Source organism: Sodalis sp. dw_96, from assembly GCF_018449575.1.
In the GTDB taxonomy this organism is placed as follows: Bacteria; Pseudomonadota; Gammaproteobacteria; order Enterobacterales; family Enterobacteriaceae; genus Acerihabitans.
The window spans coordinates 1-14,815 of sequence record NZ_JAAVUT010000022.1 but is presented as its reverse complement, the minus strand read 5'-3'; the positions used below and the strand labels follow the sequence as shown (position 1 = coordinate 14,815).

At 51.9% G+C, this 14,815-nt stretch carries 12 protein-coding genes; 7 read left to right on the top strand and 5 right to left on the bottom strand.

Translation table 11 applies throughout. From position 1 onward, the window contains the following. The first annotated feature begins 72 nt into the window (after positions 1-72). Complete coding sequence (locus HB631_RS22450) at positions 73-1,482, top strand: putative sulfate exporter family transporter (protein WP_213993401.1); 1,410 nt, start codon at positions 73-75, stop codon at positions 1,480-1,482. Continuing rightward, positions 1,482-1,700 (top strand): hypothetical protein, encoded by a 219-nt coding sequence (locus HB631_RS22445; protein WP_213993400.1) that lies wholly within the window; start codon positions 1,482-1,484, stop codon positions 1,698-1,700. Before HB631_RS22450 ends, HB631_RS22445 begins: the two co-directional genes overlap by 1 nt. A 35-nt stretch (positions 1,701-1,735) precedes the next feature. Here the strand turns inward: HB631_RS22445 and choX are convergent, their stop codons facing one another. Together choX and betC are read right to left on the bottom strand one after the other, a co-directional pair. Continuing rightward, on the bottom strand, positions 1,736-2,680 hold the full coding sequence (gene choX, locus HB631_RS22440) for a choline ABC transporter substrate-binding protein (RefSeq protein WP_213993399.1): 945 nt from the start codon (positions 2,678-2,680) through the stop codon (positions 1,736-1,738). A gap of 20 nt (positions 2,681-2,700) precedes the next feature. Further along, positions 2,701-4,233, bottom strand: a complete 1,533-nt coding sequence (gene betC / locus HB631_RS22435) for a choline-sulfatase (RefSeq protein ID WP_213993398.1) — start codon at positions 4,231-4,233, stop codon at positions 2,701-2,703. A 107-nt stretch (positions 4,234-4,340) separates the two neighbouring features. On the opposite strand from betC, the gene HB631_RS22430 reads away from it, so the two are divergent. From HB631_RS22430 to HB631_RS22415, 4 genes are all read left to right on the top strand, one after another. Continuing rightward, positions 4,341-5,288, top strand: a complete 948-nt coding sequence (locus HB631_RS22430; RefSeq protein WP_213993397.1) for a LysR substrate-binding domain-containing protein — start codon at positions 4,341-4,343, stop codon at positions 5,286-5,288. 100 nt (positions 5,289-5,388) lie between these two features. Next, the gene (locus tag HB631_RS22425) at positions 5,389-6,282 is read left to right on the top strand and encodes a betaine/proline/choline family ABC transporter ATP-binding protein (protein WP_213993396.1); all 894 of its coding nucleotides are present in this window, start codon (positions 5,389-5,391) and stop codon (positions 6,280-6,282) included. Then, a complete protein-coding gene (locus tag HB631_RS22420; protein WP_213993395.1) occupies positions 6,266-7,105 on the top strand; it encodes a proline/glycine betaine ABC transporter permease in 840 nt (279 codons plus the stop codon). The genes HB631_RS22425 and HB631_RS22420 overlap by 17 nt, the downstream gene beginning before the upstream one ends. Positions 7,106-8,561: 1,456 nt before the next feature. Continuing rightward, entirely contained in the window at positions 8,562-9,641 is a 1,080-nt protein-coding gene (locus tag HB631_RS22415; RefSeq protein WP_218627100.1) for a porin, read from the top strand. Positions 9,642-9,827: 186 nt separating this feature from the next. Here HB631_RS22415 and HB631_RS22410 read toward each other — a convergent pair whose 3' ends face one another. After that, positions 9,828-10,085 (bottom strand): YdgH/BhsA/McbA-like domain containing protein, encoded by a 258-nt coding sequence (locus tag HB631_RS22410; protein ID WP_213993394.1) that lies wholly within the window; start codon positions 10,083-10,085, stop codon positions 9,828-9,830. A gap of 353 nt (positions 10,086-10,438) precedes the next feature. Beyond that, positions 10,439-11,662, bottom strand: a complete 1,224-nt coding sequence (locus HB631_RS22405; RefSeq protein ID WP_213993393.1) for an MFS transporter — start codon at positions 11,660-11,662, stop codon at positions 10,439-10,441. A 324-nt stretch (positions 11,663-11,986) separates the two neighbouring features. On the opposite strand from HB631_RS22405, the gene HB631_RS22400 reads away from it, so the two are divergent. Further along, positions 11,987-12,910, top strand: a complete 924-nt coding sequence (locus HB631_RS22400; protein ID WP_213993392.1) for a LysR family transcriptional regulator — start codon at positions 11,987-11,989, stop codon at positions 12,908-12,910. 163 nt (positions 12,911-13,073) lie between these two features. Here the strand turns inward: HB631_RS22400 and HB631_RS22395 are convergent, their stop codons facing one another. Continuing rightward, entirely contained in the window at positions 13,074-14,468 is a 1,395-nt protein-coding gene (locus tag HB631_RS22395; RefSeq protein ID WP_255557215.1) for a radical SAM protein, read from the bottom strand. Positions 14,469-14,815 lie beyond the last annotated feature (347 nt).

The window sequence follows — 14,815 nt, the reverse complement described above, 5'->3', positions numbered from 1 at the left end:
CTATTTTCTCTTGAAAGCATAAAAAGTTAAAAATATTTTTCAATTCGGCAAGGCAAAATAGAGGCGGGAATCATGAGCACAAGTGAAAGCAGCGACGTGGTAATAAAATCCCCTGACGGGCGGTCCTCTTCCCGTTGGTGGCGGCAGGAAGATTGGTGGTCGATTATTCTGGCACTGATATTAATCAGCGCCGCTTATATACTTTTTTCCCAGGGCGGCAGTCTGAAATGGCTGGCGACCGGACCGACCAAATGGACAACCCTGGGGGAAGCCGGCGCCGATTTATTGCGTCGCTTACCGGCCTTGGGTGGCCTGTATCTGGTGTGGGCGGTATTATTAACCATTAGCAGCGCTATCATCGGACATGACACTCGAAAATTCTTGGGCGGTTTTACCGTATTATTTATTGTTTCGGTATTTATTTTCCAGCTCGGCGCCTGGGCCAGTGCCTCCCGTTATAACCTGGAGCCGCCGTTACTGGCGCTGGTATTAGGGCTGGCGGTATCCAATATCTGGCATATCCCGGATTGGCTGGCGCGCAGTTTGCGGGTGGAATATTACATTAAAATCGGTATCGTACTCTTAGGGGCGACGCTGCCGCTGACGCTCATCCAATGGGCCGGGCCGGTAGCCATAGGGCAGGCGGCCATTGTCTCCCTGGTGACCTTTTTCGCCATCTTTATCACCGGCCGCTTGCTCGGCCTGGAAAACCGCTTTGCCGCCGTACTGGGTGTCGGCGGCGCGGTGTGCGGGGTATCGGCGGCCATTGCAGTGGCGGGGGCCGTCCGCGCCAAACGGGAACAGGCTTCCGTCGCCATCTCCCTGGTGATCATTTGGGCCATCGTATCGTTACTGGTGCTGCCGTTTATCTCACGGGCGCTGGGACTGTCAACCGGCGTGGCCGGCGCCTGGATCGGCACCTCGGAATTCGCCGATGCCGCCGGTATCGCCGCCGCACAAACCTACAGTGATTTTGCCGCCCATTCAGGGGGCGCCATTGCCGGTAAGCCGGATGCCGCCGTGCAGGCATTTACCCTGATGAAGGTCATCGGCCGTGATATCTGGATTGGTATCTGGGCTTTCGCCCTGGCCATAGTGGCCACTACCTGGTGGCGCGGTGAAGATGGTACCGTTAGCGCCAGGGCCGGTTCAGGGGAAATCTGGCAGCGCTTTCCCAAATTTGTTATCGGGTTTGTGGTGGCCTCGGTGTTCGTTACCTGGCTGAGCAGCCACTACTCCCTGGCGGAATTTCGCACCACCGTCACGCCGGCCTTTATCGCGCCGATTACCGCGCTGCGGACCTGGGCGTTTATTTTCTGCTTCCTGAGCATCGGCCTGAGCACCCGCTTCGCCAGCCTCACCAGCACCGGACTGCGTCCATTCTGGGCGTTCACCGTCGGCGTAATAATCAACGTGCTGCTGGGGTATTTCCTGTCAGTGCATGTCTTTGCGGATTTTTGGAATCAGCTGGGCAATTCCTGATGAACGCATCGAACGGCGGGAGCCGCCCCGCCGAACGTCGCTGCGGGCGCTGCCGTTTTTGCCAGCGGGACCGCGACGGCACAGAACAGGCGATACCCGGTCTCGCCATGCTGGGATCGGCCTTCGGCGCCAGCATCAGCGATTCGCGGGTATGCAGCCAGCACGATCGGCTGGTGTCGCCGAACGATAGCTGTTCGGCGTTTAACGGTGAAGATTAAGGGATGCCCAATCCGTAATAACCAAAAATTGTGATCTACAGCGCCAGCGACTGCCGTACCGCCGCCAGGCCCGTTTGCCCCTGGCGGGTGGTGACGCCGTCCAGCCAGCGGGACAATAATTCCGGATGCTGCTTCAATTCTTCTCGTGCGGCATCGCGGGGGGTCTGTTTATCATCCAGGGCGCGCTTGATAAGCTTATTTTCCAAATCGACGGTAAACGTCAGCTGACTGAACAGACGGCCGGCGTTAGGGCATTGCGCGCTATAGTTTTTGCGGGTCACGGTATTCACCGTGGCGCTGCCGTAATTGGGACCGAAATATTTATCCCCGCCGCTGAGATACACCAATTTATGATGGGTATTCATTGCATGGGGCTCCCAGCCGAGAAACACAATCCACTGCTGCTTCGCCACCGCCCGATCCACCTGCGCCAGCATGCCGCTTTCGCTGGACTCCACCAGCGTCCAGCCGGTCAGTTTGAAATCATGCTTATCCAGCATGGTCTTGATATTCTGATTGGCCGGCGCGCCGGGGGCGATGCCATAAATTTTGTGACCGAACTTATCGCCGTATTTCCCTAAATCAGCAAAGTCCTTCACTCCGCCCCGGGCCACATAGTCCGGTACCGCCAGGGTGAATTTCGCGCTGTTGAGATTCGCTCCCAGCACCTGAACCGAGCCATCGCCGGTGAATTTCGATATCACCGGCTGCTGGGCCGGCATCCAGTTGCCGAGAAACACGTCCAACTGACCGGTTTTAAGCCCCTGATACGCCAGCGCCACGGATAGGTTCTGCACCTGCTGCCGATACCCCAATCCTTCCAGCAACACACCGGCCACGCCATTGGTGGCGCCGATATCGGTCCAGCCCGGATCGGACATCTTCACCACTTCGCAACCGGCATTGTCGGCGGCATAGGCCAAAGGTAAACCGGTTACCAGAGACATCCCCACGGTAAATACAGCGGAAAACAAACGCATTTTATACCTCGTTATCATCATTATCGGGTTGAAGGCGGGCGAGGATAGCGCGCTCGCGCCTCCTGCTCATCCAGGGTTTGGTTATTACGGATAAAACGGTGGCCGGCGTCCTGCGGGGGTTGATAATCCCACTGCGGCGCCGCGTCGAAAGCCTGATTCAGGAACAAGCGCGTATGCTGGCTGGCCAGAACCTGCCGGTTAAGGGCGTCCAGATCCCAGCGCAGCGCCGTTTCTTTTTCAAATGCGGTGATTTCCTGGTCATGGGACGGCGATGTTGCCAGGTTATGTAATTCCAGCGGATCCCGGCTGATATCGAATAATTGCGCCGGCTCCCCGGGGGAAGCGATATATTTCCACGGACCGCGGCGAATCATGATCATCGGCGCCAGCGCGCCCTCCGCCAGATACTCGCCGTAGGCGACGTTATCGCCGCCGGTTTTTCCTTTCAAATAAGGCACCAGGCTGCGGCCGTCCAGGGGAGCGGCGGTTTGTTCCGGCGCCAACGTCCCTCCCGCCGCCAGTTCCACCAGCGTCGGCAACACATCCACCAGCGAAACGTTCTGCGGGACATGACGGGGGGCAAAACGGCCGGGGGCGTGCACGATGAGGGGAACGCGCGCCGCGCCCTCATAAAAATTCATTTTGTACCACAGGCCCCGTTCCCCCAGCATTTCCCCATGATCGGAGAGCACTATGGTGACGGTATCTTCGGCCAGGCCGGTAGCCGCCAGGGTCTCTTTTATCTCGCCGAACCGATCGTCGACATAGGCCAGCGCGCCATAATAGGCATGGCGCGCCCGGCGTATTTGCGCCTGATCCAACAGCCCGTCGGTCAGCTGATACATACTACGCAGCCGTTGGGAATGAGGGTCGTCGGGTACCTCGGGGGCCGAGACCCGGGGCAAATCGATATCCTGCTCCCGGTATCTTTCCAGATAACGGCGCGGGATGGCAAAAGGATCGTGGGGATGGGTCAGGGACATCGCCAGTAAAAACGGCTGTTGGTTACCCTGGCGGGCGATATCGAACAGCTTTTGTCGAGCGTAAAACAGCGCCTCGTCGTCAAAATCCAGCTGATTGGTGCGGATGCACTCTCCGGCATCCAGCACCGAGCTCATATTATGATACCAATCCAATCGCCGGTGTGGATGGCGCCAGTCCGGGGTCCAGCCGAAATCCGCCGGATAGATATCGGTGGTAAGACGCTCATCAAAACCATGCAGCTGGTCGGGGCCGCAAAAATGCATTTTACCGGATAGATAGGTTTTATAACCCTGGCGGCGTAAATAATGGCAAAATGTCGGGCTCTCGGCGCGAAATTCCGCGGCATTATCATACACGCCGTTATGGGAAATAAATTGCCCGGTCATTAACGACGCGCGGGAAGGAGCACATAGCGGGCTATTACAATAAGCCGAATCGAATATTACGCCCTCCCGTGCCAATGAATCAATATGAGGCGTCAGGCTGACGTTATTTCCGTAAGCAGACAATGCTCCGGCGCTCAATTGATCGGCCATTAATATTACGATATTCGGTTTCTTTCTAAGCATAGTTAATAATTCGCTTTAAATAAAATACCTAGGCAATGGTACTTTTATCGCACAAACATTTTTTTCTGTGAACCGGGTAATTTCTTATCGGTCAATAAGGAGAGGTTATGTCTGGCAAATCTCGGCTCCCACCGTTACAGGCATTGGCGGTATTTGAAGCGGCGGCGCGACATTTGAATTTTACCGCCGCCTCGTTGGAATTGGGTTCTTCGCAACCGGCGGTGAGCCAGCGCATCAATGCGCTGGAAATTCAACTGGGCACGCCGTTGTTCGAACGCCGCCATCGCGGCGTGGTATTGACCCAAACCGGCGAGCAGCTTTATCAAATCGTCCGCACAAACCTGCAGGGCATCAGCCGTCAAATCGATAAAATTCAGCAGAAAATACAGAGAGATGTATTACGTATCGATACCGATATGGGTTTTGCCGGCTACTGGCTGCTGCCGCGACTGAACCAGTTGCAACATCTGATCCCCAATGTGGATGTGCAAATTTCTACCTCACCCAATGAGTTTTCGCTGCGAGACAGCAGCGCGCATCTGGCCATCTCTTTTGGCGACGGCCAGATACCCGGCTGCCGCAGCGATAAGCTGTTTCCTGAACGGGTGGTGCCGGTATGCAGCCCGCAATTTTCCCAAGCCCACGGCAGGCCGGACAACGCGAAAAAGCTGCTGAGCCTGCCTTTGCTGAACCTGCCCGATCCCCGTCCCTCCCGGTGGCTCAACTGGCCGGAGTGGTTTCGCCGGCAGCGGTTGGATCCCGGTGAAGGGGTCACCTCGCTGACATTTAACGCCTATACCCTGGTTATCCAGGCGGCCCTGAAGGGCCAAGGGGTGGCGCTGGGCTGGCGGCCCTTGGTGGATCAACTTTTATCCAGCGGCGAGCTGGTGACCTGCGGACCGGAGTGCCGCACCGAGCGGGGTTATTATTTGATTCAGCCGGTACAAGAAAGCGACAGCGCCTTAAACCTGAAGGTCAAAGAGTGGTTATTAAGAGAAGCGTTCAGTTTTTATTCGCGGCAAGAAAATACGGCGGCGGCGGCGAATTTTGTTTAAACTTTTTAGTTATAACTCATATGATAAAAATGTATAGGACGATACACATTTTCTTATAGCCTGTGCCGATGGCACTATTAATGCTCTTCAAAAACAATATATGAGTGACATTCTGGTCAGCATAAGCGGGCTGTTTAAAATATTTGGTCCCGGCGCGCAAAATGCCTTGGCGCATTTGCGGCAAGGCGCGGATCCTGCGGTTTTATTTGCACAACATAAGTGGTCGGTAGCGCTCAATGATATTTCCCTCCAGATAACTCAAGGCGAAATTTTTGTCATCGTCGGTTTATCCGGTTCGGGTAAATCCACCTTGCTCAGGATGGTCAACCGGCTTATCGCCCCCAGCGCCGGAGAAGTCTATTACAAGGGCGCCGCCATATCGGCATTGACCGACGCTGAACTCATTGCGCTGCGCCGTCATGACATGAGTATGGTCTTTCAATCCTTCGCCCTGTTGCCGACCCGGAATGTACTGGACAACGCCGCCTTCGGACTTGAACTGGCCGGCATCGATGTGCGGCAGCGGCATCAGCGGGCCATGGCGGTACTGGAACAGGTGGGATTGGCGCAGGTGGCGCGGCAGCAGCCCTATCAATTGTCCGGCGGCATGCAGCAGCGGGTGGGCCTGGCGCGCGCCCTGGCGGTGAATCCGACGCTGTTGTTAATGGATGAGGCTTTTTCCGCGCTGGATCCCATTAATCGCCGGGAAATGCAGGATTTATTGCTGGATCTACAGGCGCAGCAGCAGCGGACGCTGATCTTCGTCACCCATGATATCGAAGAAGCCCTGCGCATCGGCAGCCGTATCGCCATTATGGAACAGGGTAAAGTCATTCAGGTAGGCACCGCCGAAGAGATTATCAATGCGCCGGCCAATGCCTACGTCCGCCGGTTCTTCTCAGGTATCGATACCTCCCGTTATGTACTGGCGGAAAATTTTGCCGGTGCGTTCAGCCGCCCGGCAGCGGGAGGCGCCCATGACCAGACCCTTTGATTTCAGTGCCGAAATCGACAGCGGCATCCGCTACCTGCTCTCCCACGGCGGCCCGTTTTTTGATGCCGTTTCCCGCATCATCGATGGCGTCGCCGGCCGACTGGAACAGGGCCTGGGCTGGCTTTCACCCTGGGGCCTGATGGTTATCGCCGTGGGCCTGAGTCTATGGCGCATCGGCGTGGGTTTTGCATTATTCACCACCGCGGCGATCCTTTATATTATCTACAGCGGTTATGGCGAACACGCCACGGTGACCCTGGCCCTCACCTTGGCCTCCACCCTGTTCAGCCTGCTGGCGGGCATTCCCTTGGGAATCATGATCGCCCGCCGTCAACGGGCCGGTACAATTGTCCGCCCCATGCTGGATTTTATGCAAACCATGCCCGCATTTGTCTATCTGATTCCGGCGGTGATTTTATTTGGCTTAGGTCGTCCGCCGGGTATTTTCGCCACCGTATTATTTGCCATGCCGCCGGTGGTGCGGTTAACCGATCTGGGTATTCGCCAGGTGGAAAAAAGCCTGATTGAAGCCGGTTTGGCATTTGGCTGTACCCGACGGCAATTATTATGGAAAGTACAATTGCCGAACGCTCTGCCCTCTATTATGGCCGGCGTTAATCAAACCATCATGATGGCCATGTCGATGGTCATTATCGCCTCCATGGTGGGTGCCGGCGGGTTGGGCAATGACGTATTGGCCAGCATTCAACAATTGGATATCGGCCAGGGATTGCAAAGCGGTATCGTGGTGGTCTTGCTGGCCATGATACTCGACCGGCTTTCCGCCAGCTTGATTATTCGCCCTAACCCTCCCCGGACTTAATCAGTTGCCCGGCATCCCGGAGTTTCGGAAGTAATTAAACCAAAAGCTTAATGGATTAAGTGATTAATTTCATTTAAACAATGCAAGGTAATATGTATATAATTTCGCCGAAAAGTGGGCAAGTGTCCTAAAAAGAGTGGACGGTTCGCTGAAGCCTAAAGGGCCAAAATACTTTAGCATATTTATTTATGACATTTTATAGCAAAAAAAAGTATTTGAACTTAAGCAATTGATGAGGCAAAGTCCCATTGGCGCGAAAAATGGCCCCGGCAATAACAGCCGCATAGAGACGGATAAATCAGGACATGACATTTTTCACAATGTTATGCGGGTATTCTATCGTTCAAAATACGACCCAATTTATTATTATGCGGAAAATGTTGTCGGTGCTAGAGGGAGGGCATTGCATCGGAATGGGAACCTTAGGGCCCGCTTTCGAGCCAATCCCTTTCGGGTCTGATAGTGCAATGGCATAAAAATTGTTGTGCACAGATGTCATACACATTTGTCTTGTGGAAACCACCATGCAGATAAAATTTGAGCTTAATCACATTTCTGAAGGTTACCGCAGACTGCTAAAAGTAAAAAACTCTGTGTGGAATACGTAGCGGATAGTTTGGACAAATCAATTGCGACAAAATTCCATGCATATCGACGTCGCCAAAAGATAAAACATCATTGGAATGTTTCCAAAATGTTAATATATGTTATACCAATTCTGTTTCCACCGATTTTTGGATGAGATAAATAACTTATTTTTTAACAAATCCAGCATTTGCACTAAATTATCAACACAAATTATCGCCGGGAAGCACAAAAATACGCCAAATTGAAACTACTGGACATAGAATGAATATCCTGTAATAAAATAGGGTTTTGTGATGGCTCTCAACTTTTAAATCTGTATGACAAGTTATCGTAGCACCCGATGATTTCCACAGAATTTCACGGCGTCGGGTTACCGGTTTCAAGGCGTAGGGTGACTTTCATGAGGCGCGCCGGGTGCATAACGTGCGTAGTTTCGGGTTGCCGTAACGGGTTTAACGGTCGGTTTTTCGCTTGCCGAAAATACGGTATGCCTTGGGACTGAAAGAAATCATAAAAACTTAACCAGATGGTCATTGACATTAAATTATTGTGATCCGGTAAATGGCCCGATATTGAGTTCCGGGGTGTCGTAAAAAGGCATTTAAGGTAAATAGTCGGGTTTTTACCCAGGTAGGGAGACCGTAACACAGGCATATGAGACTTCTAATTTAATGAAAAGTTCACAATCAACAGGGTGCCTTAGCTGATACTATCCTCCGAAATTAAACGACAGGATAATTTCTCTAGGGACGATCCCGTGACATTTGAGCTTTTATCAAACACACAACATTTGGTTAGCCCCGGACATCAGCCATCAAAAGGGTGAGTCCTTTACTTAAACACGAAAGTATTTGGTAAGGAAATAGTGATGAAGAAGATAGCATTAGCCGTTTTAGCTACATTGTTAGCACCAGCTGTTCATGCCGCGGTGGTATACGACGCCGACGGCAATAAGCTGGACTTATACGGCAGCTTGCGCGCACGACATTACTTTAGTAAAACCACCTCAATTGATGGTGATAACAGCTTCCTGCGTTTTGGTTTCAAAGGTCAAACCAAGATTAACGATGAACTTACCGGTTACGGCCAATGGGAATACAACTTCCAGAATAACAATAGTGAAGGCGGCTCGGACGCTCAGACCGGTAACAAGACCCGTCTTGGTTTTGCCGGCTTGAAATTCAGCAAATGGGGTTCTTTCGATTATGGCCGTAACTGGGGTATCGCATACGATGTAGCGTCCATCACCGACGTCGCGCCAATATTCGATGACCTGACCTATAGCTTCGCCGACAACTATATGAACGGTCGTGCCTCTGGCGTGGCGACTTATCGTAATAACGGTTTCTTCGGTTTGGTTGACGGATTAAATATCGGCGCGCAGTACCAGGGCGCCAATGACGAAAGCACCGCCAACGCCCGTGGCGAGAAACAGTCTAACGGCGACGGTTATGGTTTCTCTGTATCATATACCACACCTATTGATATATCGATTTTGGGTACTTATACCAACTCCGATCGTACCAACAATCAACAGGTCACCACCCTGAAATACGGTAGCGGCGACCGGGCTGAAATGTGGTCGGCCGGTGTGAAATATGATCATCAGGGCGTATATGTCGCCGGCTTGTATGGCGAAACCCAAAATATGACGCCGATTTCATCTAACGGGTTCGCCAATAAAACCCAGGACTACGAAGTCGTCGCGTCTTATCTGTTTGATTTCGGGTTGAAACCGTTGGTGGGTTACTTCCAGTCTAAGGCCAAGGATGTTGAAGGCGTGGGTGATGCGGATTTGGTGAAATACTATATCGTATCCAGCACCTATTACTTCAATAAAAACATGAACGCCTATGTGGATTACAAAATCAACCGTATCGACAGCGACAATAAGCTGGGCATCGCTTACCACAACCAAGTGGGTGTTGGTTTGAACTACCAGTTCTAATAGCGTTATCATCGCTGGCTGAGGAATTTTCACCCTTGCCCCTCAGTTGACTATGAATAGCGGATACAAAAAAGGCGACCCTTCTGGGCCGCCTTTTTGTTTATGAACGCCAGTATGTCAAGACTCCTTGAACCCTTGCTCAGGGGTTTGGGCTACCAAGGATGACATCTAGCGCCCACAATCGTATTATTTATACAGTTCCGCACTACCACGCAGCGTATTGTTGCCGCCGGCCGCCACAATGCGGTAGGACGAGGCATCAGCAGCCTGCGCCTTGGCGGCCAATTCGGTCTGAAGATCGTTCAGAGATCCGGTGGTGGTGGCGGAAACCATCCCTACGGATTGTTCATTGGCGGGTTGCGAATTGACTTCCTGGGCAGCTAAACTGGCAAATGACAAAGTGCTCAGGGCGATGGCTGCGATAGCTAATTTCAGGTTTTTCATAATGTCTGTTCTCTCTAGTTAATCAGTTTTGAACGGGACGTCAATATCTTAACGTTCGATAATTAAATGATAGACGCAATCCCTCAGGCGATCAAGTATTTTTATAATAACCGTTAATTAAACATGTAACGCATTATGATTGATCCTGAAGAAAATTTACCCGCCCGTGCAGTGGCCCATGGACAGGAAAAATGTTTTTAACCGGAAAACAAGCCTCTACCGTTAAGGGTAAAATCATAGCCTCGGTATTCTGGGCGGGGATGTCTGGCACAGCGGAGGGTGGATAAGGGGAAAAGCCTCCGTCTATCGCCGCTCAGGGGAAATTCCCTTGATTATCCCCTGAGGAGCCTGGTTTATTCGCTGCCCTCGGCGGACACCGCCCCCGAGATCTTGATGCCTTGGGTTTCGCGTCCGAAGGAGACCAATACACAGATAAGTATCGCCACGGTGCCGGCCACAAGGGCCATTGCCAGCCCGTAATTATTGCCGTGCGCCTCGGCGATGCGGGCTTGCAGGGTGGCATTTACCGACGCAATCAAATTCCCCAGTTGATAAACAAACCCCGGCAGCACCGCCCGGGAATTTGCCGGCACCAGTTCCGTCAGATAGGTGGGCACCACACCCCAGGCACCCTGAACCATGAACTGCATGAGAAACCCGCCGACGCCAATCAGCACCGTGCCGTTGGAAAATGCCCACAGCGGCAATACCGGCAGCGTCAGCAGCGCGGCGATGATCATCGCCTTTTTGCGGCCGATTTTTTCCGAGAAGGAGCCGAAAACAATCCCTCCCAGCATGGCGGCAATGTTGTAGCAAATAGCGATAATACTGACGACATGGGGCGCAAAACCATGCTGCACTTTCAGAAAGGTGGGGTATAAGTCTTGTGTACCGTGGCTGAAAAAGTTAAAGCAAGCCATCAGTATCACCATATAAATGCATAACCGCCAATGGGTGCGGATGATGGGCAACAGCGCCACGCTCTCTTTGCGCTGACGTGCCGCCAGCCACACCGGCGATTCCGGAACCTTGAAATAGATATAGGGCAGGAGAAGTATCGGCAGCGCGCCGATAAGGAACATGCCGCGCCAGCCTACGCTGGTAAAGAACAGACCGAAAATAATCGACGCCAGTAAATAACCGCCGGGATAACCGGCCTGGAATATTCCCGACATCAAGCCGCGGGAGCGATCCGGAATGGTTTCCATCGCCAAGGACGATGCCACTCCCCAGACACCGCCCATCGCCACGCCATACAGCAGCCGGAAGATAATAAACGCCGCCAGCGTCGGCGACCAGGCGGAGAGTAATTCAAACAGCGAGAACATTAATACATTGACCATCAGTATCGGACGCCGGCCGAATTTCTCCGCCAGACGGCCAAAAAGCAGCGCCCCCACGGGACGCACAGCCAGAGTCAGCATAATAGAAATGGATACACTGGCGATATCGGTATGAAACCAGCTGGCCAGATCGCTTAATACAAACACCAGAATAAAGAAGTCAAACGCATCCAGCATCCAACAGGCAAAGCAAGCCGTCGCCACATTGCGCTGTACTGAGGTCCAATTGAACATAGTGATCGTCCTATCTTTAAGGTGGCCGCGGAACGCGGCGCAGAAAAAATAAGCTATGGTCAGGTAAGCTGCCGGGGATATCTCCCTGTCACCCGAAGGTTTTCAAGCTCAAAACAACTGTTTTATAAATGTTAACTATTTGTTTATAGCACGTAATACCCATGCAATTAAGATGGATTTGTTACCTTTAATAACTAAGTGTAAATATTGGTAACAACCTGCGGCGCTTTGTCAATCCGCCTGGGCGCGTTACGATTAAGCCGGAGCGCGGTCCGTCCCGGATACCCGCGATAGAAATGCATCAGCTATGGGTGGAAAATTTTTATGATCAGGTTTGATGACCTGGCGTTGTTTGTCCGTTCCGCTGCCTTGGGCAGTTTTTCCAATGCGGCCCGTGAGGTGGATTTATTGCCGGCTCAAGTCAGCGCGGCGATAAAACGCCTGGAACGAGAACTGAATATCCGTCTGTTTGCCCGCTCGACGCGCAGTCTGCGATTGACCTCCGAAGGAGAACAGTACCTGCCCTATGCTACCGACGTACTGCAAACCCTGCGGGAAGGTCAGGAATCATTGCGCCAGGATCCCGCCGGACTGTATGGCATGCTGCAGATTGCCGCCCCTTCCGATTTGGGCCGCAATGTGCTTTTACCCTGGATTAACGCTTTTCACCGCGACCATCCGCGGCTGAACGTACGGCTTTATTTTTCCGATCAGATAGCGGATGTCTTCAAGGATCCGGTGGACGTGGCTTTTCGCTACGGCGTTTTCGACGACGCCAGTTATATTGCGCTGCCGCTGGCCCAGGGTAATCACCGGGTACTGGTGGCGTCACCCGACTATCTGCGCCGGCACGGGCGACCCGGCGATTTGGACGAATTGACCCGGCACAACTGCCTGACCTTCGTACTGCGCGGACGGGTATATGATAAATGGCTGTTATTCCGGGAAGGAGAAAAGCAGATGGTGCAGGTGGGCGGCACGGTTATCAGCGATGACGCCGAAGTCATACGCCGGTTGGCGATTGCCGGCGAGGGCATCGCCTATAAATCATGGCTGGATGTGAGCCAGGACGTGCTTAAGGGTAATCTTGAAATGCTGCTACCGGCATACCGGGGGGAATCGCTGCCCTTGAGTCTGGTTTGTCCCCATCGCCGCCAGCTGTCACCGGCGGTACAACAACTCTACGATCGCATCAAAACAGCCTGCCTGGAGCTACAGCAAGCCTATTTGAGCCGGACGTCAACATAACCTGAATTTTAATAAACGTTCCCACGAGAGTGCTTATCCGTTATAAGCACTCTCGCGGGAACGGTTAAAAGCGTAGTCTTTTTTGAGAAAGATTGCGCCGAAGGGTGAAAGACCTCAACGACCGGGCAGGCATAACATACTGCCCGCTCGGGGGGTATCAATCTTATTTAGAGACCGGCTGCTTATAAAGATCCATCTCAGCCTTATAATGGTCTCCGTAGCCTTCGTCATCCCAGATTTTTATCGCATATTTTTTCCATTCTTCAGCCAGGTTATCCAATTCATGGCTGAATTTAAAATAACTGTCGCTGCCTTCGTGCTGAGGAGTGGCTTTATATTTCAGAATATGTTCTCTGAATTTGGCAGGGTTATCAATTATCGGACACGGCTGCATCAGATTTTTATTAAAGGGAATCTGCTGTTTGAACCCTTCAAAGAAGGGCGATTTAAGCACCTCGATAACATTTTTATCCCGGATGTTATCCACCGCATATTGTTGGAATACGCAAGGCTCGACGCCGCCTTTGGCATTAATATGCAAATAGTTCGCCCCCCCTGACATACAGCCGTTAACCAAAAAGCCGTGATTCCAGAAATCGGCGATAAACGCGAACCGACCGGAGAGACGGAGCTGTTCGATTTTATGAAAACGCGCATAACGCTGCGCCGGCGTGGGAACCAAATCGAAGGTAGCATCGCGGCCTATGGGCATATATTGGAACACCCAGATATATTCCACGCCGAGATCCTGGATGAATTGCCAATAGTCATCATTCATCAGCTGTTCGTGATTCTTACGGGTCGCCATCATGGACGCGCCGCAAAGAATGCCCGCCTCGCGTAATCGGTGATAAGCGGTGACGATTTTTTTAAATACCCCCTCGCCCCGCCGCCAGTCAGTCATGTCTTCCCATCCTTCGATAGAAATAGTGATAGCCACATTACCCAATTTAGCGAGGCGCTTAACCCGGGATTCCGTCAGCAACGTGCCGTTGGTATACACCATGAAGTAGCAATCATTGAATTTTTCAAAGATGCGCATTATGGCGGGATAGACAAAAGGTTCTCCGCCGGTAAAGGTGAAGAAGCGTACGCCAAGGTCATAAAACTGCTGCAAAATATTTATCATTTCGTCTTCTTCGAAATGATAACGGTCACCGTATAATGCCGAATAACACCCCTTACAGCGCAAATTACAGGCATAAGTGGGAGAAATCAGCACCAGAAAAGGGATATGGGTGGAAAATTCTTTTCCCTTAATGTCCCGAATGGTTTCACCATAGATAAGGTGGTTGAATATTAAATTTTTGACTAATTTTTCACGGGCGGTTTTATTCAGCCCACGCAGTGCCCGAATCCATCCGGATAACATGGGATCCTTATCATGAGCCAACTGCGCCAATTTAAGCAAATCCTCTTTACTGTCTTTGGCGAATTTCGCCCCGAGGCTAAATATCTTTTCAAAGCTGTTCTCGTCGGTATTATTGATCAGTGCGGATATTACCGGAGACATGGAACTAACGATGAAATGATTTAGCTTTACACTTAAACTTTCCATCTTAATTACCCCTACCTTGCCAATATTTATTTTTGTTGGAAGATTATCTTTTTCTAAACACTTTTGTATGACAAATAATAGATCCGTTTCAAAGCCATTCGAGTTGATATACATCAATTTTTTTTGACAAGCCGTTCGGTCAATTCTGGTGATAATAAGCCTGACACCGTCGAGGGTAAATAATGCGGGGCACATTTTAGCGCCGATGGCGACGCAGACCGCCAGCACCGAAGCTTGAACCGAGCCTGTTAAAGGGAGACCGTGCCAATGAGGTCGAATCGGGCGTGGTTTTCCGCCCGACGGAGCGCCTCATGGCACGGTAGACCCGCCAACACCAGGGGTGAAAC

Bases quoted from the DNA above. Each gene is read 5' to 3' on its own strand.
- HB631_RS22410 (WP_213993394.1), bottom strand. From the start codon at position 10,085: ATGAAAAACCTGAAATTAGCTATCGCAGCCATCGCCCTGAGCACTTTG.
- HB631_RS22420 (WP_213993395.1), top strand. From the start codon at position 6,266: ATGACCAGACCCTTTGATTTCAGTGCCGAAATCGACAGCGGCATCCGC.
- choX (WP_213993399.1), bottom strand. From the start codon at position 2,680: ATGCGTTTGTTTTCCGCTGTATTTACCGTGGGGATGTCTCTGGTAACC.
- HB631_RS22445 (WP_213993400.1), top strand. From the start codon at position 1,482: ATGAACGCATCGAACGGCGGGAGCCGCCCCGCCGAACGTCGCTGCGGG.
- HB631_RS22415 (WP_218627100.1), top strand. From the start codon at position 8,562: ATGAAGAAGATAGCATTAGCCGTTTTAGCTACATTGTTAGCACCAGCT.
- HB631_RS22450 (WP_213993401.1), top strand. From the start codon at position 73: ATGAGCACAAGTGAAAGCAGCGACGTGGTAATAAAATCCCCTGACGGG.
- HB631_RS22395 (WP_255557215.1), bottom strand. From the start codon at position 14,468: ATGGAAAGTTTAAGTGTAAAGCTAAATCATTTCATCGTTAGTTCCATG.
- HB631_RS22400 (WP_213993392.1), top strand. From the start codon at position 11,987: ATGATCAGGTTTGATGACCTGGCGTTGTTTGTCCGTTCCGCTGCCTTG.
- HB631_RS22405 (WP_213993393.1), bottom strand. From the start codon at position 11,662: ATGTTCAATTGGACCTCAGTACAGCGCAATGTGGCGACGGCTTGCTTT.
- HB631_RS22430 (WP_213993397.1), top strand. From the start codon at position 4,341: ATGTCTGGCAAATCTCGGCTCCCACCGTTACAGGCATTGGCGGTATTT.
- betC (WP_213993398.1), bottom strand. From the start codon at position 4,233: ATGCTTAGAAAGAAACCGAATATCGTAATATTAATGGCCGATCAATTG.
- HB631_RS22425 (WP_213993396.1), top strand. From the start codon at position 5,389: ATGAGTGACATTCTGGTCAGCATAAGCGGGCTGTTTAAAATATTTGGT.